General features: G+C 70.7%; 17 protein-coding genes. 4 read left to right on the top strand and 13 right to left on the bottom strand.

Features of this window, described 5'->3' with window-relative positions; genetic code table 11:
- Nucleotides 1–13 precede the first annotated feature (13 nt).
- From INTCA_RS04245 to INTCA_RS04235, 3 genes are all read right to left on the bottom strand, one after another.
- Nucleotides 14–967, bottom strand: coding sequence for a phosphotriesterase family protein (locus INTCA_RS04245; protein WP_013491696.1), 954 nt, complete (start codon nucleotides 965–967; stop codon nucleotides 14–16).
- 49 nt (nucleotides 968–1,016) lie between these two features.
- On the bottom strand, nucleotides 1,017–2,003 hold the full coding sequence (locus INTCA_RS04240; RefSeq protein WP_013491695.1) for a phosphotriesterase family protein: 987 nt from the start codon (nucleotides 2,001–2,003) through the stop codon (nucleotides 1,017–1,019).
- Between the two features lie 184 nt (nucleotides 2,004–2,187).
- A complete protein-coding gene (locus INTCA_RS04235) occupies nucleotides 2,188–3,804 on the bottom strand; it encodes an MFS transporter (protein WP_013491694.1) in 1,617 nt (538 codons plus the stop codon).
- 201 nt (nucleotides 3,805–4,005) lie between these two features.
- Here INTCA_RS04235 and INTCA_RS04230 point away from each other — a divergent pair, with 201 nt between their 5' ends.
- The gene (locus INTCA_RS04230) at nucleotides 4,006–4,623 is read left to right on the top strand and encodes a TetR/AcrR family transcriptional regulator (protein WP_041307257.1); all 618 of its coding nucleotides are present in this window, start codon (nucleotides 4,006–4,008) and stop codon (nucleotides 4,621–4,623) included.
- A 3-nt stretch (nucleotides 4,624–4,626) separates the two neighbouring features.
- Here the strand turns inward: INTCA_RS04230 and INTCA_RS04225 are convergent, their stop codons facing one another.
- From INTCA_RS04225 to INTCA_RS04210, 4 genes are read right to left on the bottom strand one after another with little or no spacing between them, the layout of a single operon-like run.
- On the bottom strand, nucleotides 4,627–5,562 hold the full coding sequence (locus INTCA_RS04225) for a LysR family transcriptional regulator (protein WP_013491692.1): 936 nt from the start codon (nucleotides 5,560–5,562) through the stop codon (nucleotides 4,627–4,629).
- Between the two features lie 10 nt (nucleotides 5,563–5,572).
- Nucleotides 5,573–6,733, bottom strand: coding sequence for an NAD(P)/FAD-dependent oxidoreductase (locus tag INTCA_RS04220; protein WP_013491691.1), 1,161 nt, complete (start codon nucleotides 6,731–6,733; stop codon nucleotides 5,573–5,575).
- Nucleotides 6,730–6,927 carry a ferredoxin gene (locus tag INTCA_RS04215; RefSeq protein WP_013491690.1) on the bottom strand — a complete coding sequence of 66 codons (198 nt, stop codon included), beginning with the start codon at nucleotides 6,925–6,927 and terminating at the stop codon, nucleotides 6,730–6,732. The genes INTCA_RS04220 and INTCA_RS04215 overlap by 4 nt, the downstream gene beginning before the upstream one ends.
- Nucleotides 6,924–8,105 carry a cytochrome P450 gene (locus tag INTCA_RS04210; protein ID WP_013491689.1) on the bottom strand — a complete coding sequence of 394 codons (1,182 nt, stop codon included), beginning with the start codon at nucleotides 8,103–8,105 and terminating at the stop codon, nucleotides 6,924–6,926. The genes INTCA_RS04215 and INTCA_RS04210 overlap by 4 nt, the downstream gene beginning before the upstream one ends.
- 229 nt (nucleotides 8,106–8,334) lie before the next feature.
- Here INTCA_RS04210 and INTCA_RS04205 point away from each other — a divergent pair, with 229 nt between their 5' ends.
- Complete coding sequence (locus tag INTCA_RS04205) at nucleotides 8,335–8,925, top strand: TetR/AcrR family transcriptional regulator (protein WP_013491688.1); 591 nt, start codon at nucleotides 8,335–8,337, stop codon at nucleotides 8,923–8,925.
- 212 nt (nucleotides 8,926–9,137) lie between these two features.
- Here the strand turns inward: INTCA_RS04205 and INTCA_RS04200 are convergent, their stop codons facing one another.
- The 4 genes from INTCA_RS04200 to INTCA_RS20210 all read right to left on the bottom strand — a co-directional run bounded on the left by INTCA_RS04200 (nucleotide 9,138) and on the right by INTCA_RS20210 (nucleotide 14,725).
- The gene (locus INTCA_RS04200) at nucleotides 9,138–11,513 is read right to left on the bottom strand and encodes a lysylphosphatidylglycerol synthase transmembrane domain-containing protein (RefSeq protein ID WP_013491687.1); all 2,376 of its coding nucleotides are present in this window, start codon (nucleotides 11,511–11,513) and stop codon (nucleotides 9,138–9,140) included.
- A gap of 167 nt (nucleotides 11,514–11,680) precedes the next feature.
- Entirely contained in the window at nucleotides 11,681–12,568 is an 888-nt protein-coding gene (locus INTCA_RS04195; RefSeq protein ID WP_013491686.1) for an ABC transporter permease, read from the bottom strand.
- Nucleotides 12,555–13,526, bottom strand: a complete 972-nt coding sequence (locus INTCA_RS20215; RefSeq protein WP_013491685.1) for an ABC transporter ATP-binding protein — start codon at nucleotides 13,524–13,526, stop codon at nucleotides 12,555–12,557. Before INTCA_RS20215 ends, INTCA_RS04195 begins: the two co-directional genes overlap by 14 nt.
- Nucleotides 13,523–14,725, bottom strand: coding sequence for a LolA family protein (locus tag INTCA_RS20210; protein ID WP_013491684.1), 1,203 nt, complete (start codon nucleotides 14,723–14,725; stop codon nucleotides 13,523–13,525). Before INTCA_RS20210 ends, INTCA_RS20215 begins: the two co-directional genes overlap by 4 nt.
- Before the next feature lie 94 nt (nucleotides 14,726–14,819).
- On the opposite strand from INTCA_RS20210, the gene INTCA_RS04180 reads away from it, so the two are divergent.
- Both INTCA_RS04180 and INTCA_RS04175 read left to right on the top strand, forming a co-directional pair.
- Complete coding sequence (locus tag INTCA_RS04180; RefSeq protein ID WP_013491683.1) at nucleotides 14,820–15,470, top strand: response regulator transcription factor; 651 nt, start codon at nucleotides 14,820–14,822, stop codon at nucleotides 15,468–15,470.
- The gene (locus INTCA_RS04175; protein ID WP_013491682.1) at nucleotides 15,467–16,864 is read left to right on the top strand and encodes a sensor histidine kinase; all 1,398 of its coding nucleotides are present in this window, start codon (nucleotides 15,467–15,469) and stop codon (nucleotides 16,862–16,864) included. Before INTCA_RS04180 ends, INTCA_RS04175 begins: the two co-directional genes overlap by 4 nt.
- A gap of 29 nt (nucleotides 16,865–16,893) precedes the next feature.
- On the opposite strand, the gene INTCA_RS04170 is transcribed toward INTCA_RS04175, so the two are convergent.
- Together INTCA_RS04170 and INTCA_RS04165 are read right to left on the bottom strand one after the other, a co-directional pair.
- Nucleotides 16,894–17,766 carry an IclR family transcriptional regulator gene (locus INTCA_RS04170; protein ID WP_013491681.1) on the bottom strand — a complete coding sequence of 291 codons (873 nt, stop codon included), beginning with the start codon at nucleotides 17,764–17,766 and terminating at the stop codon, nucleotides 16,894–16,896.
- Between the two features lie 88 nt (nucleotides 17,767–17,854).
- Nucleotides 17,855–19,594 carry an L-lactate permease gene (locus INTCA_RS04165; protein WP_013491680.1) on the bottom strand — a complete coding sequence of 580 codons (1,740 nt, stop codon included), beginning with the start codon at nucleotides 19,592–19,594 and terminating at the stop codon, nucleotides 17,855–17,857.
- Nucleotides 19,595–19,626: the final 32 nt, after the last annotated feature.

The raw sequence follows: 19,626 nt of genomic DNA, 5'->3' as shown, positions 1-19,626 counted from the left end.
ACTGTCGTCCTTGTCAGTTCGTGATGCTGAGGAAGCTCGCGGGGTTGTCGACGAAGATCGTCGTGATGGCGGCCTCGTCGAGACCGGCGGCGCGGAGGTCCGGGATGAGGTCCTCGAAGATGTAGTTGACGGTGTGGCCCTTGACGCCGGGCCAGCCGAGCGGGCTGCAGTTCGCGTCGGCGGAGGCGAGGACCTGGTGGAGGCGACCCTCGCCGATGAAGCGCAGGAAGTGCTCGAGCCGTTGCCTGCGGGGACGAGCCCAGAAGGGCGGGTCGGGCAGCTCGGTCTCGTAGCCGAAGGTGTCGAAACCGATGCGGCCGCCCTGGTCGGCGATCCAGGTGTCGCGGGTCTTGTCGGCGTTGACGCCGTCGTCGACGTGGCCGAAGAGCACCCGGTCGAGCGGCAGGCCCTCCTCGGTGAAGATCGCGATGGCGTTCTCTGCGTCGATGGCCAGGTGGGTCAGGACCGGCACGCCGGTGGCGAGCGCTGCCTTGGCGGCGGCCCGGTAGATCCGCTTGTCGAGGTCGGTCATCCGCCCGCCGCGGCTGACGCCGACCTTGATGATGCCGGCCCTGCCGCCTGTGGTCCCGATGCCGACGGTGATCTCGTGGATGAAGTGGGCGGCGAGGTAGTCGACGCTCGCGCGGGCGAAGAAGGGCAGGGCCGTGTCACCGCCGACGAAGCCCGTGGAGGCGACGATGTGCACGCCGGTCTTCTCCGAGAGCGACTGGTAGTAGTTGACGTCGCGTCCGTTGCAGATGCCGGTCGCGTCGACGAACGTCCCGCCGCCGTACTCGTGGAACTGGCGCAGCTTGGGGACCGTCTCGTCGTAGCGCTCCTCGGGGGACTTCCACCACCGCGTGTCGAGCTCGGAGCCCGGCATGCCGTACCCGATGTGCTCGTGGACGGCTACGAGACCGAGCTCCTCCGTGGGGATCGGCCCCAGGACGGTGTTCACTCTGGGCACTGCACTCACCTTCCGGGCGGCGTCTGGACGGGCTGGGGCGCTGGGACGGTCATCGCACCGAGAGCAGGTTGCGCGGGTTGTCCACGAGGATCCGCTGCACGTCGTCGTCGCCGACGCCGTGGGCCTTGAGGAGGGGGACGAAGGCCGTCAGCACGTGGCTGTAGGGCACGTCGACCCCGGGCTCGCCCTTGGAGACGCCGGTGGCGCCCGTCGACAGCAGCACTCGGTTGCCGTGACCGGCGGCCACGAGCGCGGCGACGAGGGCGACGCGTTCGGCGTCGGTGGCATACTCGGCGCCCTCGGTGCCGACGTGGTCGAGGGCGACGTACGCGCCACGGCCGGCGACCTCGAGAGGCCACCCAGCGGCATACGCCACGGCGCGGTCGAGCCCGCCGACCACGACACGGTCGGCCGGGATCCGCTCGTCGAGGACGACGTCCAGGTCGCGGAGTGCGTCCGCGCCGAAACGGATCGAGAGCGGGACACCGGTGCTCATGGCCGCCCGGGCCGCGCCGCGGAAGAGGCTCTCGTCGGTGGCCGTCATGCCGCCGCGCGTCGCCGTCGTCGTGACCATGCCGGCTGCTCCGCGGCGCTCGACCCGGGGCACGACCATTCCCTCGGTGACCTCCTTGGCGAAGAGGTCGGCGAACTTCTCCGCCGGCCACGGCGTCGGGGGGTTGGTCTGCGGGGTGAGGAAGTACCCACCCAGCATCTCCTCGGGGCCCATGCCCGTCGACGCGACGATGTGCACGCCGGTCGACCGCGAGAGCGCCTCGTGGAGCCGGACGTCACGGCCGTGGAACATGCCGGTGCTGTCGACGATCGTGCCCCCGCCGTGCTCGCGGAAGTCACGCAGCTTTGCTGCGAGGGTCTCGAAGACCTCGACCCGGTCGATGGTCACGTCGAACGCGTGCTCGGCGCCGGGGACCACGGACAGCAGCGCCTCGTGGATCGAGACCACGCCGAGCTCGTGGGCGGGCACCGGGCCGAGCACCGTGTTGACGGTGAGGACCTCGGCAGAGGGTTTGCCGTTCACCGGCTCTCCTTTCGTCAGCGTCCTTGCTCACGTCGTGGTACGCCCGGACGGGCGATGTTGAAGGCTGACATTAATTCTTACATAGTGTCAATTGAATGATCAGTACGTAAAACGGGTGAAGGTCGGACGGGTGGAGGCCCCGCACGGGCGCGGCGGCCTCCACCCGCCGACTACAGGTGGTCGCTCAGCGGGTGGCGGCGAGCTCGTCGTCGTGCTCCCCGCTCTCGACCTCGGACGACGGCTCGTGGTGCCCGAACAGGCCGAAGAGCGTCAGGGCGGCGGCGAGCAGGGCGCAGACCCCAGCGAGCAGGAAGGCCGTGTTGAAGGCGTCACCGAGGGACTCGAAAGCCAGCTGCTGGAGCTGCGCCGGCATCGGGACGGGAGGCAGGTCCGGTCCCGGTCCCGGAACCACGGGCATGGAGTTGATCGCCATGGCGCCGCCTTGGTGGGCGATGCCAGCCGCGATGTCGCTGAACGGCGGCCGGAGGCCGGACGCGCCGATCACCGGGCCGATCTTCTCGAGCATCCACTCATTCGCCTTGCTGAAGGCCACCGCGCCGATGAGGACCGGCCCGAGCGCAAAACCGAGATCGCGCAGGAGGTTGGTCGTCGCGCTCGCCATCCCCGCGAGGCGCACGGGGACGGTGTTGATCGCCACGGCGGTGATGGAGCCGACCGTGAGGGCGAAGCCCATGCCGAGCAGGAGCATCGGGGCGATGAAGCGGGTCCAGCCCAGGTCGTTGACGTCGAAGGTCGAGGGCCAGAAGCCGCCGGCAGCCATGAGAACGAAACCGCTCGTGAGGATCCAGCGCGCCGGCACGTTGCGGATCAAGTGGGAGACGACCGGAACCAGGACGAAGGCAGGACCTTGGATGAAGAGGAACATCACGCCGATGATCAGCGGGTTCTGGTGCTGGATCGCCCCCAGCCAGATGCTCATCGAGAAGGCAGTGGCCAGGAAGGCGAACATGCCGATGACCGTGGCGATCGCGACGACGGCATACGCCCGGTTGGCGAAGAGGTGCAGGTGCAGGAGCGGCGACTCGGTTCGCAACTCGATGACGACGAAGGCGATGAGGAGCAGCACGCCCACCACGAACGCGGCGACCACGCTCGGCTGGAGGAAGCCCGAGTCGGAGCCCTGCGTCGCGGCATAGAGCACGGCGATGAGACCGACCGCGAGGGTGACCTGCCCTGGGACGTCGAGCTTGCGGCCTTCCGGTGCCGAGGAGTCGGTCGCCCGCGACGTGATGAGGATCGAGGCGAGCGCGGCGACGATGACGACGATGTAGGCGCCGCGCCAGTTGCCGCTCGCCGCGAAGGCGCCACCGAGCAGGGGCGAGATGGCCGCGCCGATGGACAGGAATCCCGCCCAGAGAGCGATCGCCTTCGCACGGGCGTCGTGGCTGGGCGCGAGAGCCGCGATCATCGCCAAGGAGATCGGGTAGAGCACTGCGGCTCCCAGACCGGCGACGATCTGACCGACCCACATCACCTGCACGGTGCCGGCGAGGGCCGCGACGAGCGAGCCGATGACGGTGAGCAGAGCGCCGGCCTGGAGCAGGCGCTTGCGGCCGAACAGGTCGCCGATCACGCCGGTCGTCAGCTCGAAGACGACCATCGGGATCGCGAAGGCGGCGGTGATCCAGGTCAGCTCGGAGCCGGTGGCCTGGAACTCCTGCTGGAACGTGCCGTTGAGGGCACCTGGAAGCGAGTAGGCCACTTGGGCCAGGAGGACGGCGAAGGAGCCGGCTATCACCGTGGCGGTGTAGCCCGGAACGCGCCGGAGGGTCTGCGTCATTGCTGATGTCTTCCTCGTTGAAGGGCCATGTCGAACGGTCAGCCAGTCGGTGATGACGGCCGGGCTCGCCACCGAAGCGCACGAGATCATTCTGCTGGGCAAGGTGTCATATTGCTTTACATAGTGTTAATAGGCTGCTCATATCGTATTTCCAATGAGCACCGTGCACGAGCGCCGCTCTCCGTGCCCTACGCTGGCGCCATGGCGAGGCTGCGTGCGGCACAGAGGGAGATGACGCGCACGCTCCTGCTCGACGCCGGCTTGGACCTGTTCGTCTCGAAGGGCTACGCCACGACGACGGTCGACGACATCGCGACGGCGGCCGGCACCACCCGGGTGACCTTCTACGCCTACTTCCCGTCCAAGGTCGAGGTCGTCAAGGCTCTCCTCGCCGAGCGGCTCAACGCCCTGCTGGCCCGGGTCCCGTCGGCCGAGCGCGGGTCCACCGAGAACGAGCTCGTCGCGGTCGTCGAGGACGGCTCACCCGAGCGGATCCGGTCGTGGCTCGCCACGACCTCCGAGCGCTGGGACGCGATCCGCCCCTACACGACCACCGCCCACGCCGCCGCCGCGGTCGACCCGGAGATCCGCACCCTCCTTGACGAGTGGCTGGATGAGGCGATCGGCGACATCAGGGACGGCCTGGACCGGGCCGAGCGCTTCCCGGCCACCACCCGTCACTTCCGGAGCGTCCTCGCCATCACCGAGCTCGACCACGTTGCGCGCCAGTGGCAGCCGGACCGTTGGGGCGTGGCGCGCGACGAGATGCTCGACGTCCTCGCCGAGAGCTGGGTCGCCTCGATCGGCCGCCGCCGCTGACCATCAGGGTCGAGTGGGGCAGGGACGGGCCGCCTCGAACAGCAGTTGACGCAGCCAGGCCATGAAGTACTGGTCGGCCAGGTGCGGGTTGAAGACCAGGTCGATGCCGAGTCCGGGGAGTCGGAAGGGCGCCTCCTCGATCCTCAGGTCGACGAGCGTCCTCATCTCGGCGGCGACCCGGTAGCGCAGCAGCGCAACGCCACCCCCGCGCGCGACGAGGTACGGGACGAGGAGGAAGTCCGAGACGAGCACGCCGACCCGGTACGTGACCTCGTGCTCGTCGAGGACGGCATACGGGAAGACGCGACGCTCGGAGTCGACAACAACGTGCGGCTCGCTGGTGAGCAGGTCGAGTGCAGTTGCCGCCGGTGGGGTGTCCGTCGAGGCGACGACGACGATTCGGTCGTCGTAGAGCCGTTCGCGTGGGTAGGGCGAGGTGAAGGCCTCCGAGAGCAGGACGACGTCGACGCCGTGTTCCGTGAAGGTCGAGGCGGACGCCACGGTGATCGTGCGGATACGGAGCGTCGCGTGTGGTGCCCGCTCGCGCAGCAGCCGGCTCAGCCGCGGCCCGAGAACGAACGCCGTGCTCGTCGTCATGGCGATGGTGATGACCCGCCGGTCGGCGGCCGGGTCGAAGGACGGGAAGTTGACGACCTGAGCGGCGCGCTCCAGGGTCGCCCGCACCGGCGCGATGAGCTCGAGCCCGCGAGGAGTCACCGTGACGTCGTTGCCGTGCCGGACGAGCAGGTCGTCGTTGAGCAGCCGTCGCATCCGCTGCAGGGCGTGGCTCATCGCGGGCTGCGTCAGTCCCACGCGCTCTGCCGCCCTCGTCACGGACCGCTCCTCGAGAATCGCGAGGAGCGGCACGAGGAGGTTGAGGTTGACCGACCCGAGCCGGTCGAGCCCCGAGCCCGTGGTGCCCTCTCCCGCGTCGCTCATGGCGACGAATCTACGCCGCCTGCTGGGTCACCCGCCGGAGCCGGGGAATCGGGATGCGGTAGTTGAGGGCAGCCGCAACGCCGGTCCCGTCTTCGCGAGCCCATCGCATCAGCGCCGGGCCACCGGGCCCACCGTCGACGTAGGCGGGTGGGCCGAACACCGGCATGTAGCCGACCGCCTTGAGGCTGAGGCCGAACTGCTCGGTCCAGAAGTAGGGCTGGAAGTGCAGCGTCGGCGCCTCCTGACCGCGGATCAGCGCGGCTGCCGCAACCTTGGACTGCTCGATCGCACTGCTCCACAGCGGGATCCGGCGTATGCCGTAGGGCGTGGGGAACGCTGCGAGGTCGCCGGCCGCGGCGACGTCGGGCCGCACGAGCCCACGGCTGTCGACGGTGAGCGGTCCGCTGGTCACCAGGCCGCTGCTCGCGAGCCACTCGGTGTTGGGGACGTCGCCCACGGCTGTGACGACGAGGTCCGCTTCCAGGACGGTGCCGTCGTCGAGGACGACACGGCTGGCCCCCGCATGCGCTCCACCGCGCTCGAGGCGGGCGTACTCGGTGTCCACGACCGTGAGCCCTCGCTCGCGGGCCGCCGCGGTGAAGACCTCGCCGAGGTGCGGGCCGAGCTGCAGGAGGAGCGGGACGCCCTGAGACACGAGGGTCACCTGGGAGCCGGCCGCGAGGCAGCCGGAGGCGATCTCCATGCCGAGCGGGCCCCCGCCCACGACGATCACTGACGGCTTCTCGGCGAGGCGGCTGCGGAGGTGCAGCGCGTCGTCGAGTCCCCGGAGAGTCAGCTCTTCGGGGAGGTCGGACAGTCGCCTCGCTCGGGAGCCCGTGGCGATGACGAGCCGGTCGTAGGGGAGGTCCGTCCCGTCGTCGAGCGCGACGCGGCGTCGCTCGACGTCGAGGCCGGTCGCGCGCACTCCGAGGAGCTCGGTCGCCCCATGGGTCGGCGGCGCGAGCTCGTGAGAAAGATCGTCGCCGTCATGGAGGAGAGCCTTCGACAGTGCGGGCCGGCTGTACGCCGCGTGCGTCTCGTCCCCCACGATGGTGAGGTCCCCCTCGAAGCCGGCCCCTCGCAAGGTGTCCGCCGCAGTCAGGCCGGCGATGCCGTTGCCGACGACGAGGACCCGGTCGACCCGCCCCGCCTGCTCGGTCGGGCGGCTCATGCGATCCGAAGTGCCGCGACGGGGCAGACGCGCACGGCCGCGTTGGCCTCGGCATTCGCGGCAGAGTCGGTGACGGAGATCTCCTCGCGGTCGAGCACGAGCTCGCCCTCGTCATCGAGGTGCATCAGCTGCGGCGCAGCCTCCTCGCACAGGCCGTGCCCCTCGCAGCGCGCCCGGTCCAGCACGATCCTCATGCCGGCACCACCTCGAGGACGGCCAGCTCGTCGATGCTGCGGGTGATGTTCGTGGGGAGGCGCACCTCCGGTCCGACGACGAGTCGCCCGACGCGACGGGCGAGGGCGTCGATCACCGCGTGGGCCTCGAGTCGCGCGAGCCCCTGCCCGGCGCAACCATGCGGACCGTAGCCGAACGCAAGGTGGTCGACCGGGTTCCGCTCGACCAGGAACGCCTCGGGGTCGTCGTAGTGGCGCGGATCGTGGTTGCCCGCGCCGAAGAGGAGGCCGACGTGCGCCTCGGCGGGGATGCGAAGGCCCTCGACGTCGACGTCCTTGGTGGCGCGTCGGCCCCACACGTGGAGCGGAGGCCAGTAACGCAGCACCTCGTTGAACGCCGCTGGGACGAGAGCGGGGTTCTCGCGGACGAGCGCGAGCTGGTCCGGGTGTGCCGCGAAGAGCGCGATGATGTTGCCGATCGAGGCGATGGTGCTGTCCACCCCGGCGCCGAGGTACTGGTGGATGATGTGGCCGGCCGTGTGGGGCGGGATGTCGCCGCGGCCCTCGGCGTCGAAGATCCCGCGCCCGACCGAGCCCGGCTGGAGGTCCTCGGCAGTGACGCTCGAGCACCACCCGTAGAGCTCGCCGGCAATGGGGAAGTTCTCGGCGGTGCGCTCGTTCATCGGGCCGATGACCTGCATGGCGGCCTGCCCCCACCGGAGCATGTTGTGTCGGGCATCGCCGGTGAAGCCGATGAGGTCCGCGACGACCTCGAGCGGCAGGGCCCGGGCCAGGGCGTCCATGGCCTCGAACGAGCCCTTGTTGACGAGCTGCTCGACGAGGGCATCAGCCTTCGTGTCGATGGTGGCCTTCAGGCCACGCAGCGCGCGGGGGGACAGGTTCTCGGTCAGGGTCGCGCGCAGCTGCGTGTGGACCGGCGGGTCTGACGCCAGGGACGTGCCGGTCAGTGCCTCGTTGACCATCGGGTTGAAGCCGATGCCGTTGACGGAAGAGAAGGTCTCCCAGTCGAGAAGGGCGTTGCGGATGCCCTCGTATCTCGTGAGGACATACGTGTCGTTCGCGGGAAGGTACACCACGGGGGCGAGCTCGCGCAGGGCTGCGTAGGTCGGCCAGGGGTCAACCGTGACGGCGTCGTCGAACAGGTCGATGTCGGAAACGGGCGGGGTGGAGTTCGGCATGCGGCACCTCGGGTCGGGGGAACAGGTTGTCACCCAAGGTGAGGGCTCGTACCGGCATTAGGCAAGCGCATGTTCTGCATGGTCGTGGATGCACGAGATGAATGACACAGAGCGTTGAGCGACAAGGACGGGTGGGGACGACGGTCGCTTGTCCGCCGATGCGACATGCTGCCAACCCACCGAACGCGGCAGCTCATGAAACAACACGCTCCCGCAGTAAGGTCCGTCCATGGGCAACCTGCGCGAAGCACAGAAGGCGCTGACGAAGGATCTCCTCCTCCAGAGCGGGCTGGAGATGTTTCTCCGCAAGGGATATGCCGCGGCGACCGTCGATGACATCGCCAAGGCAGCCGGTGCCACCCGCACGACGTTCTATCTGCACTTCCCGTCGAAGGGTGAACTCGTCAGCCAGCTGGTGGGTCACGCCCACGAGATGCTGGTCTCTCTCGAGGGCCCGCCGCTCAGTGACGTAGTGGAGTCGGGCCAACAGGCAAAGATCCGCGCGTGGCTGGACTCGCGCATGAGCCAGTGGGACGCGATCAAGCCCTACATGATCGTGAGCTACCAGGCATCCCATGAGCCGGACGTCGCCAGCCGAACCGAGGACTGGTACGAGCAGGTCGTTCAGCAGATGGCCACTGGCCTGGAGCGAGCCGGTAGGTACACCACCGAACGCCGGCGGGTGCGCAGCCTGTTGGCGTTCGGCCAGTTCGAGTACCTCTCGCGTCGTTACTTCGCGGTGGGATGGCGCAGCGACAGGCAGCGGGAGGTTTGCCTTGAGGAGCTCACGGACTCGTGGTTGCACCTGCTGACGGAGTAGGTGTCGCATCGCTCGAAACCGAGTCATGTCGACCGCCTCAAGCAAGCCCCCTAGGGACCGCGGTGAACGCGCAGTCCTGGCGCGCGGCGGTGTCGAGGTAGGCGGCCGCAACGTCGGCCACCGTGCCGCCGGCTGGGGGCACCGGTCGATCGGGCTGGGCGGAAGGCCTGAAGTGCAAGGCACCGGCGACCGCGACGAGGCTCAGCGGAGAGTCAGATGGCCTGGAGCTTCTGGAGCCGGTTGAGGGAGTACCAGCCGAAGGGGATCGGCAGCCAGTACGTCGCCAGGCGGTAGAGCAGCACGGAGGACACGGCCGTCCCCCCGTCGACGCCGATGGCGATCAGGCCCGCGGACATCGCTGCCTCGATCCCGCCGAGGCCGCCCGGGGTGGGCACGGCAGAGCCGATGATCGCGCCGGCGAAGTAGACGACGGCGATGGCCGCGACCGGCTGCGTGGCCCCGAAGGCGCGGGTGGCGCAGACGAGGGCGGCGACGAAGGACACGTCGAGGAGGAGCGCTCCGGCGAGCAGCTGGGTGAGCTTGCGCGGGTGCTGGAGCACGGAGAGGACCTGTGGGACGACGGTCCTGACCCGGGGCACGACGCGGAGGGTGATGAGCCGACGAACCCGCGGGACGGCGAGCAGGGCGAGGACCACGAGGATGACGATGGGCACGGCGGCGACGAGGACGGCCGGCGGCGTGAAGGAGGCGCGCGGGCCGGTGCCGGCGAGGACACCGGAGATGATGAGCAGGACGAAGTACGAGGAGAACTGGGCCAGCTGCGCGACCCCCACGCTCGCTCCTGCAACGGCCGGCTCGGCCCCCGCCTTCTGGAGGTAGCGGGTGTTCAGGGCGATGTTGCCGATGGCGGCGGGCGCCACCAGCCCGCTGAACGCCACGGCGAGCTGGGTCATGTAGGTCCGGCCGAACCGCAACGCCAGGTCGACGGCACCGCTGAGCGCGAGCGACGCGCCGGCGAAGGTCAGGGTGGCGAAGATGACGGTCGCCAGGGCCCAGCCGAGGTTCGCGTTGGCGATGACCTTGCCCAGGTCGACCTTGGCCAGCTGGGTGAGGAGCAGGTAGGCCGCGACCCCACCGCCGACGACGGTGACGAGACCACGCAGCGTCACACGGCGCAGCTCGACCGGTGCGACGACCTCCTCGGTGGGCCGGCCGCGTTCGATCTCGTCGCGCAGCGAGCCGAGCAGGCCCTTGTGCTGCTTGAGCACCGCGCGCGTCGTCGGCGTCAGAGCGATCGGCTGCAACAGCGGCAGCGCCCGGGAGACCACATCCGCTCCGAGCACCGCGGTGGCCGACTGGACTGCGCGCGCCGCGCCGACGGCGAGGCCGACCGTCGTCAACAGCTGGGCCGTGTCGATGCGCAGCGTCAGCTCGTCGGCGGCGATGTCGCCGCCGCCGACGCGCAGCAGGCCCGCTCGACCGTCGTCGGTGACCATGACGACGTCCGGGCCGAGTCCTCGGTGGGCGATGCTGAGGCGCAGCAAGGTGGCGTGCAGGCGCCAGATGTCGGCGAGCTGCGCGTCGTCGAGCTCGGCTCCCAGCTCGGACAACGGAGCTCCGGCCCGGTCGAGATAGGCGATGACGGCGGAGAAGGGCCCCACCTCGCGGGCGGCGACCGGCCGCGGCGCGGGGATGCCGGCCTGGGCGAGCGCCAGGCCCATGAGGGTCCGGTGCTCGAGCTCAGCGCGCAGCGTCAGGGCCGGGCGGGTCGTGCCCTTGCGCAGGCGCAGGAGACGCAGCAGCCGCCGGCCGGACGCGAGCCCGAAGGTGTCGCGGTCCATGACCTGGACGTCCACCGTCGACGAGGTCGTCGTGCCGCGGTAGCGGCGGTCGCCCGCGTCGTCGGAGTCCACCAGCTCGAGTCGCACCAGCGGGACGCCGGCCGCGACCAGCGCATCGGCGATCTGCGACCCGGGGGGCCGCGTCGAGGTGGCGCCCAAGGCGAACCTGAAGGCCAGGCCGACCGCCCAGCCGAGGAGCACCGAGGTGAACAGGGCCAGGGCCGTGCTCGTGCCGGAGAGAAAGGCCGTCACGACGGTTGACCCGATGACGACGATCGCAAGCGGGGAGATCCACTTGCGCCCGATGATGTCGGCCACCGTGAGCAGCGCCATCATCGAGACGATGACGGCGTCAAGGGGGTCGGTACGGCCCTCGGCGAGCGGGCGGGTCAGGGTGCGGAGCAGGCTGCTGAGGGGTCCGTCGAAGCTGAGAGCCCGCAGCCCGACCACGACGAGGGCCGCCGCGCCGGAGGCGGCGAGCGCGTGGACGAGCTGCGAGGGCCGGCCGCGGACGACGAGGTCGGTGCCCACGGCAAGGGGCAGCACGACGACACCGATGCCCGAGAGCCAGCTGACGACCTGGAGGAGCAGGCGGGGCAGGCCGCTCGTCGCGAGGGCCAGGTCCTGCTCGAGCGCGCCGGTCGTGCCGACAGCCACGTCGGCGAGAGCCAGCGAGGCAGCGAGGACGACGAGGACGAGACCCAGCCTCAGCGCATCGGCGGGTCGACGCACGCGATCCGCGATCGGCGGTTCGACCACGTCGACTGTCCCTCGTGGGCTGGACATCGCACCATCCTGCCCCACTCGGGGCGCTGGGCACTGCACATCGGAGGCTGTGCGGGCACCGAACGCTCAGGCCAGAGGCGTTGGAAGCGCGCCCAGCGGCATACGACTCGTTCCGTATGCCGCTGGGCTCGGTCCCGCGCGCCCGCTGAGCCGTGCGGTCGGCGGGGTCAGCTCGTGATGTCCTTGCCCGCGAAGCGGGCCCAGGCGAGCAGACCGAACACGACGGCATACGCCAGGTCGACCCAGAGGCCCTGGGCGATGTTGTCCCAGAACGGCGGGTCGCGCAGCAGGTCACCGAACGCCATCCACTGGTCCACGAGGAGGTAGGGATGCAGCCACGAGATCTGCGGCACCGAGACCGCGATCCACGACAGGATGGTGAAGATCATGAGCGCGACCGTCGCGGCGAGCGGCTGCTCGGTGAGCGTCGAGATGAACAGGCCGACGGCGGCGAGCGCGGCGAGCCCGGCGGCGACGTAGAGGCTGACGAGGACGACGCGCCACACTGCCGATCCGAACGAGATCTCGGTGCCCGACAGGGTCAGCATCGGTCCGGTGCCGAAGAGGGCGATCCCGGCGATCGTCCCGGCGACGACGACGACGGCGACGCCCCACACGGCCCCGATCATGAGGGAGATGTACTTGGTCACCAGCAGGCGGGTGCGCCCGACCGGCACGGTCAGCAGGTACCGCAGCGTCCCGAGGTTGGCCTCACCGGCGACCGAGTCACCGGCGAGCATGGCGATGGCGAGCGGCAGGAAGAGCCCCAGCTCGACACTGAGCGCGGCGAGCGGGACGAACAGCCCGTTCGACGTGATCGAGGAGAGGAAGTCCGGGCCCCGGCCCTCGCGCGGCGACGAGAGCCGGACGGCCACCGCGATGAGGACGGGTACCGCGGCGAGCACGAGGAGCCCCATCTGGTTGCGGCGGCGACCGGCGATGAGCCGCAGCTCCGAACGCAGCAGGCGGGTGGACAGCCTCCGCGCGACCGTCGCACCTGCGTCGTGCGGGTCCGCGCCGTGAACGTCGGCGAGAACCGGGTCAGCCGCTGACATCGAAACCCTCCCCGGTGAGCGCGACGAACAGGTCCTCGAGGCTGGGACTGGTCACGGTGAACTCCTTGACGCCGACGCCGCCCTGGACGAGCGCCGCCACGATCTTCTCCGGTGCGACGCCGTTGGGGGTGCCTCGGACCCCGCCCGGCATCGCCTCCACCCCGGTGAGCCCGAGCTCGGACATGATCCGGGTCGCCTCGGTGGGCTGGTCGGTCAGGATGCGGGCCGTCGGTGCCGCTCCCCCACGGACCTCCGACGTCGAACCCTGGGCGACGAGCCGACCGTCACTCATCACGCCGAGGTGGGTGCACATCTGCTCCACCTCGGACAGCAGGTGGCTCGACACGAAGACGGTCGTGCCGTCCGAGGCGAGGGAGGCGACGAGGTGCCGGACCTCTCGGGTTCCCTGCGGGTCGAGGCCGTTGGTCGGCTCGTCGAGCACGAGCAGCTCGCGCGGCATGAGCAGCGCGGCCGCGATGGCCAGGCGCTGGCGCATCCCGAGGGAGTAGGCGCGGTAGCGCTTGCCTGCAGTTGCCAGCAGGCCGACGCGGTCGAGGGCGGCGTCGACGCGCTGCCTCGACGTCCGCGGGTCGGCCGTCAGGTCGGCCGCGTCCAGCCGCTGCAGGTTCGCCCGACCCGACAGGTACGGGTGGAAGGCAGGACCCTCCACCAGGGACCCGACATGCGGGAGCGCTGCTTGCGCGCCAGCCGGAATGGATTGTCCGAGAAGGGTGCTCGTGCCAGCAGAGGGACGGACCAGACCAAGGAGCATGCGGATCGTCGTCGTCTTGCCCGACCCGTTGGGGCCGAGGAAGCCATACACCGAGCCCCGCGGCACGACGAGGCCCAGGTCGTCCACCGCGGCGCGGGAACCGAAACGCTTCGTCAGCCCCCGGGTCGCGATGGCGAGATCGCGCTCGGGGGCTGACGCCGGCTGTGCCGGCAGGAGTTCGGTCACTTCGCAGCCAGGGCGCTGAACAGCTGGTCCGGGGCGACGGCACCGAGCGCGACCCGCCCGTCGTCCGTCAGGACGACCGTGAAGAGGGTGCCCTGGAGGACGTGCCCGCTGCCCCACGCACCCGACGTGGTCGGCAGGGCCTTGAGTATGCCGCTGAGCTGGGCTGCGCTGTCCCCCGCGGTCCCGCCGGCGCCCGGCTGGGCGTCGGGCAGGGAGAACGGTGCGACGAGCACGGTGCTCCAGCCGGAGCCGACGACCTTCGGCCGCCCCGTCAGGCCGGCCAGCGTGTCGGTGGACGGCTTGCTCGGCGTGGTGTCGCTGCCGTCGGAGGCCTTGGGTGGCATGAGCTCGTCGGACTCGGTCACGGTGGTGCCGGCGGGCGGGGTGAACTCGAACTGCCGGGAGTCCGGCTGCGCGAAGTCCACGGCGGTGAAGCCGACCTCGAACGCCGGGTTCGTCAGTTTCGTCGAGTACACCTGCACCCGCAGGGGGACGCGCTCCTGTCCGTCGATGGCGATCCGCACCGACTTGACCAAGGTGTTGGGGTCCTTCGGCGTGAGGACCAGCTCGTACGCGGAGCGGCCTGCGACCGACGCGGTGCCGGAGGTCGTGATGGTGGTGCTCTCGCCGACCAGCGCGAGGGCCGCGCTCGCGGCCTCGTCCGGGGTGCGCGGCAGGCTGGACGGCAACGCGCTGGGCACCCCGCTCGGCAGGACACCGGGAAGGTGCTTGCCGTCCGTCCCGGCTCCCACCTGGTCGGCGTCGAGCTCGTGGTGCACCGCGGTCCGGTCCGCGCTGGACCACAACCAGAGGTCCTTGCCGTTGTGGATGACGTCGGACTCCCCGTTGCTGCCGATCAGGGCGAGGCGCTGACGGGTGGGGCCGTCCAGCCAGACGCGCCAGGTGTGGGTGCCGGAGATGAGGGAGGTCAGCGAGCTGCTCGCGGAGCCGGGGCCGCCCGAGCCGCCCATCCCGGGGATCGAGGGCAGGCCGAGGTCGGCGGTCTGGACGACGGTCCCGGAGAGACTGGACACATCGGAGGAGCGGACGTCGGCGAGCAGCTGCGCAGCGGTCCGCGAGGGAAGTCCGGCATCGGCACTGGCCGCCTGGTTGAGGCTGATGACCGTGGCGCCGATGAGGCCGGCCGCGGCGACGGGGAGGGCCCACCGGGCCCTGGGGTGCTCGATGAAGAAGCTCATGTGCCCATCGTGCGCCCTCCCTCCTGAGAGTGGGCTGAGACCGTTCCGGCGTGCTCGGCGGCGTACGGGCCCTGCGGCGTGACATCGTGACGGGGTGCGGGTGCTGCTGGTGGAGGACGAGGCCCGGATGGCCGCTGCGATCGTGCGCGGGCTCACCGCAGAGGGGTACGTCGTCGACCACGTCGGCGACGGCCAGGCGGGGCTCGACGCGGCGCGGTTCGGCGCCTACGACGTCGTGGTCCTCGACATCATGCTGCCGCGCCTGTCCGGCTACACGGTCGTCAAGACGCTTCGCACCGAGCAGAACTGGGTGCCGGTGCTCCTTCTCACCGCGAAGGACGGGGAGTACGACGAGGCCGACGGCCTCGACTACGGCGCCGACGACTACCTGACCAAGCCGTTCTCCTTCGTCGTGCTGCTGGCCCGGCTCCGGGCGCTCCTGCGGCGCGACCCCGCACCGCGCCCCACGATCCTGCGGGCCGCCGGGGTGACGCTCGACCCGGCGGGTCACGCCGTCGAGGTCGACGGAGTCGAGGTGGCCCTCGCCCCGCGGGAGTACCTGCTCCTCGAGCACCTGATCCGGGCTCACCCGGCTGTCGTCCGCAAGGAGGAGCTGCTCGACGCGGTCTGGGGTGGCCTCGACGACGCCAACGTCGTGGAGGTGTATGTGGGCTACCTGCGTCGCAAGCTCGGCCGGGCCCGCATCGAGACCGTCCGGGGCGTGGGTTACCGGATGGCGCCGTGACCAGCGCCCCGGCCCGGCGGTCGGTGCGAACCCGCCTGGCCGGGCTCAGCATCCGCGCCCGACTGATGCTCATCGGCCTCGCCGGGCTCGCCGGCGCGCTGGTGATCGGGGGCGTGCTGCTCTACACGGTGCTGACGACCTCACTCGGACGATCCGTGGAGGGCACGGCCCGGGCGAGCGCGGAGCAGGTGGCCCTGTTCGTCGACTCGGGTCAGCTGCCCGACCCGGTTCCGGTCTCCGGGTCCCAGGTCGTCCAGGTTCTCGACGCCGCGGGCCGGGTGGTGACCGCCTCGGTGACCGCAGACCGGCTGACTGCCCTCGTCACTCCCGACGAGCTGCGGCGCGCCCTGGCCGGGGAGCGGGTGAGTGTCCCGGGCAGCCGATCGGGGCTTGCCGGTCGGCTCCTGGTCGCCGCTGTGGGGGCTGGCCCGTCCGTGCCCTCGGGGCGTCAGTTCTCCGTCGTCGCAGCGGCACCCACGGCCGACGTGGAGCAGAGCGCAGCGACCCTGCGCACCCTGCTGCTCTGGATCTTCCCCTTGCTCCTCGCCGTTCTGGCCGTCATCGCGTGGCGCGTCATCGGTGCGGCCTTCGCGCCGGTCGAGGCCCTGCGCCGGGGCGCCGAGCGCATCGACGAGTCGTCATCGGAGACCGAGCGCCTGCCGGTGCCGCCCACCCGCGACGAGATCAGCGCCCTGGCAACGACCTTGAACGCCATGCTCGAGCGGGTCACCGCAGCTCGGCACAAGCAGCGGGCCTTCGTCGCCGATGCGGCGCACGAGCTGCGCAGCCCGCTCGCGAGCATGCGGACGCAGCTCGAGGTGGCCGAGCGACTCGGTGAGGGCGGCGACCTACCGGCCGAGCTCCTCGCCGACGTGGACCGGCTGACCACTCTCGTGGACGACCTGCTCCTGCTCGCGCGGGCCGACGACGCCGCGACGACACGCCGGACTTCCGACCTCGACGTCGGCCAGCTCGTCTCTGACGTGGCCAGACGGTATGCCCACGCCCGCGTTCCCGTCCGCACGGCCCCGGGCCTGGCCGGCCGCGAGCTCCCCACCCGCGCGGCGAGCGCCGACCTCACCCGCGCCCTGACGAACCTCGTCGACAACGCGGTCCGTCATGCACGGACCAGCGTGGTCCTGGACGCGACCGCCGTCGGCCACCAGGTGCAGCTGACCGTCACCGACGACGGTCATGGCATCCCCGCCGAGGATCGGGAGCGCGTCTTCGACCGGTTCACCCGACTCGACGAGGCCCGCGACCGGGACAGCGGAGGCAGCGGGCTCGGGCTCCCGATCACCCGGGCTCTGCTGCGACGCACCGGAGGCGACGTGCGACTCGAGGATGCCGCGCCCGGACTTCGAGCCGTGGTCCGCCTGCCGAGAGCAGGGTGAGCCGCGCCCTCTCTCCCGACCGCGGCGCGTCAGCCGCGACCCCTCTGGCGGTGCTGTGCGAGACCGTCCGGTCGGCGGCCCTCCGCCGGGTCGGTCCCGGCCTCCCCGAGGTCGAGGAGGAGCCGGTCTGCGACGTCTCGCAGGACGGGGGCGATCTCGTGGACGCGTCCGAGGGTGAGGCGCCCCGACGGCCCGGAGACCGAGACCGCAAGACGCGCCGGCCCGGTGGTCACCGCAACCGCCACGCACCGGACCCCGACCTCCTGCTCACCGTCGTCGACCGCGAACCCCTGCTCACGAATCCGACGGAGCTCAGCAAGCAGGGCGTCCAGGTCGGTCAGCGTGTGCTCGGTGCGGGCCGGGAGGCCGGTCCTGCCGATGAGCTCGATGACGTTCTGCACGGGCAGCTCAGCCAGCAGCGCCTTCCCCACCCCGGTGCAGTGCGGCAGCACGTGCCGCCCGACCTCTGTGAACATCCGCATGGCGTGCGGTGATGGTGCCTGCGCCACGTAGACCACCGAGTCGCCTTCGAGCATGGCGAGGTTGGCGGTCTCACCGATCTGCTCGGCCAGTCGCCTGAGGTAGGGCGTGGCTCGCGCTCCCAGCGTCAGACCGGCGACTTCTCCGAGCCGGATGAGCCGCGGGCCGAGGGCGTATCGGTGCGACACGTCCTTGCGGACGTAGCCTCCCGCCACGAGGGACTGGACGATTCGGTGGATCGTCGGCATCGGAAGCCCGGTCGACTTCGCGAGCTCGGAGAGGGTGGCGATCCCGCCGGCGTCGGCCATCGCCTCGAGCAGCTCGAAGGCGCGATCCAGCGACTGCACTCCGGGGCGGCGCGGCGCCACCACCTTGGACTCCGCGCCCGCCCGGTCGGCGGACGGACGTTCGCCACGGTCCACGCGCGGCTCCTCTCTGGAAGTCAGGGCGTCCCGCTCGGCACGCGCCGAGCGGGACGCCACCAGCCTGCCATCACGAGCGGGCGTGGGGTCAGGGGACCATCCACGAGAGCACGGGCGTGGACTGGAGATAGACGAGCACGCACATGAAGACGAGGAACCCGACGCTCCAGCCGACCACCTTGCGGAAGATGTCACCCTCCCGGCCGGACAATCCCACCGCCGCCGCAGCGATCGCGAGGTTCTGCGGCGAGATCATCTTGCCGAGGACACCACCGGAGGAGTTGGCCGCCGCCATGAGGATGGGGTCGAGCCCGGTCTTGGCGGCCGCCGACACCTGCAGCGCTCCGAACAGCGAGTTGGACGACGTGTCCGAGCCGGTGACGGCCACGCCGAGCCACCCGAGGATCGGGGAGATGATCGCGAAGATCGCCCCAGCACCGGCCATCCACGTGCCGAGCGTCGCGGTCTGACCGGAGGCGTTCATGACGTAGGCGAGGCCGAGGACGGCCATGACGGTGACGATGGCTGCCGCGAGCTGTCGGTAGGTGTCGAGGTAGGCCCGGAACGCCTTGCTGAGGGAGATGCCGATGACGGGGATCGTCACGAGGCCGGCGATGAGCATCAGCGTGCCGGCTGCGTTGAGCCACCCGAACTTGAACGTCGGGAGCGTGGACGGCTTGCCCGAAGGGGTCTGCAGGTCCAGGCCGGGCCACTTGAACTGGGTGCCCGGCGCGGCGAGTGCGTCCTTGATGCCCGGGAGCTGGCTGAGGCTGAAGATCGCGATGATGATGAGGTAGGGCGCGTAGGCCTTGAAGACGTCGGAGGTGGTGTCGACGTGACCGCGGTCGCGCTCGGCCAGCTCCTGCGCAGTCCCCGTGCCTGCGCCGATCGGGTGGTCCGAGCCACCAGCATGCGCCGCGGGCGTGCCGCTTATCAGGCCCGCCTCGTGCTCCGCGGCGCGCCGCGAGACGTGGGCCCGCGCGACGGCCGGCTCCTCGGTCTCCACGTACGGGGCGGCGGGCCGCCAGAAGCGCAGGAGGAGGACGACGGATGCGGCGCCGACGAGCGAGGCCACGATGTCGGTCAGCTGCGTCGACAGGTAGTTCGACGTCGCGAACTGGGCGATGGCGAAGCTGATGCCGACCGTGAGCGTCGCGGGCAGGGTGGCCCGGACCCCGCGGCCGCGGTCGATGATGTAGACGAGGGCCATCGGCACGAAGATGCCGAGGAGGGGGGTCTGGCGTCCGACCATCTGCGAGAGGGTGTGCTCGGGCAGGCCCGTCACCGTCGCGAGGGTCGTGATCGGCACGGCCAGGGCGCCGAACGCCACCGGGGCGGTGTTCGCCACGAGGGCGACCACGGCGGCCTTCATCGGCCGGAAGCCGAGGGCAATGAGCATGACGCTCGTGATCGCGACGGGCGTGCCGAAGCCCGCGAGCGCCTCGAGCAGGGCGCCGAAGCAGAACGCGATGATGACGGCCTGGATGCGCTGGTCGTCACTCACCTTCGCGAACGAGCGGCGCAGGACGTCGAAGTGCCCGGTCACCACCGTCATGTTGTAGAGCCAGATGGCGTTGATGACGATCCAGAGGATGGGGAAGAACCCGAACGCGGCCCCCTCCGCTCCGGCCATGATCGCCTGTCCGGCGGGCATGGAGTACGCAAGGATCGCGACGAGGATCGAGACGAGCAACGAGACGAGTGCGGCCTTCCACGCGCTGATGCGCAGGACGCCGAGCAGCACGAACAGGGTGACCAGTGGAAGCATGGCCACGAGGGCCGTGAGGAAGATCGATCCGGCTACCGAATCGAGGACTGGGCGATACATGCGTTCACCTCATTGTGAGCGATGGATGGGCT

The sequence above is a fragment of the Intrasporangium calvum DSM 43043 genome (assembly GCF_000184685.1).
In the GTDB taxonomy this organism is placed as follows: Bacteria; Actinomycetota; Actinomycetes; order Actinomycetales; family Dermatophilaceae; genus Intrasporangium; species Intrasporangium calvum.
The sequence above is the reverse complement of the archived record's forward strand: the minus strand, read 5'-3'. Positions and strand labels throughout refer to the sequence as shown.

What these genes read in the sequence shown, in the direction of transcription:
- INTCA_RS04235 (WP_013491694.1), bottom strand. Translation starts at nt 3,804, where the DNA reads ATGACGCAGACCCTCCGGCGCGTTCCGGGCTACACCGCCACGGTGATA.
- INTCA_RS04230 (WP_041307257.1), top strand. Translation starts at nt 4,006, where the DNA reads ATGGCGAGGCTGCGTGCGGCACAGAGGGAGATGACGCGCACGCTCCTG.
- INTCA_RS04225 (WP_013491692.1), bottom strand. Translation starts at nt 5,562, where the DNA reads ATGAGCGACGCGGGAGAGGGCACCACGGGCTCGGGGCTCGACCGGCTC.
- INTCA_RS04220 (WP_013491691.1), bottom strand. Translation starts at nt 6,733, where the DNA reads ATGAGCCGCCCGACCGAGCAGGCGGGGCGGGTCGACCGGGTCCTCGTC.
- INTCA_RS04215 (WP_013491690.1), bottom strand. Translation starts at nt 6,927, where the DNA reads ATGAGGATCGTGCTGGACCGGGCGCGCTGCGAGGGGCACGGCCTGTGC.
- INTCA_RS04210 (WP_013491689.1), bottom strand. Translation starts at nt 8,105, where the DNA reads ATGCCGAACTCCACCCCGCCCGTTTCCGACATCGACCTGTTCGACGAC.
- INTCA_RS04205 (WP_013491688.1), top strand. Translation starts at nt 8,335, where the DNA reads ATGGGCAACCTGCGCGAAGCACAGAAGGCGCTGACGAAGGATCTCCTC.
- INTCA_RS04200 (WP_013491687.1), bottom strand. Translation starts at nt 11,513, where the DNA reads ATGTCCAGCCCACGAGGGACAGTCGACGTGGTCGAACCGCCGATCGCG.
- INTCA_RS04195 (WP_013491686.1), bottom strand. Translation starts at nt 12,568, where the DNA reads ATGTCAGCGGCTGACCCGGTTCTCGCCGACGTTCACGGCGCGGACCCG.
- INTCA_RS20210 (WP_013491684.1), bottom strand. Translation starts at nt 14,725, where the DNA reads ATGAGCTTCTTCATCGAGCACCCCAGGGCCCGGTGGGCCCTCCCCGTC.
- INTCA_RS04165 (WP_013491680.1), bottom strand. Translation starts at nt 19,594, where the DNA reads ATGTATCGCCCAGTCCTCGATTCGGTAGCCGGATCGATCTTCCTCACG.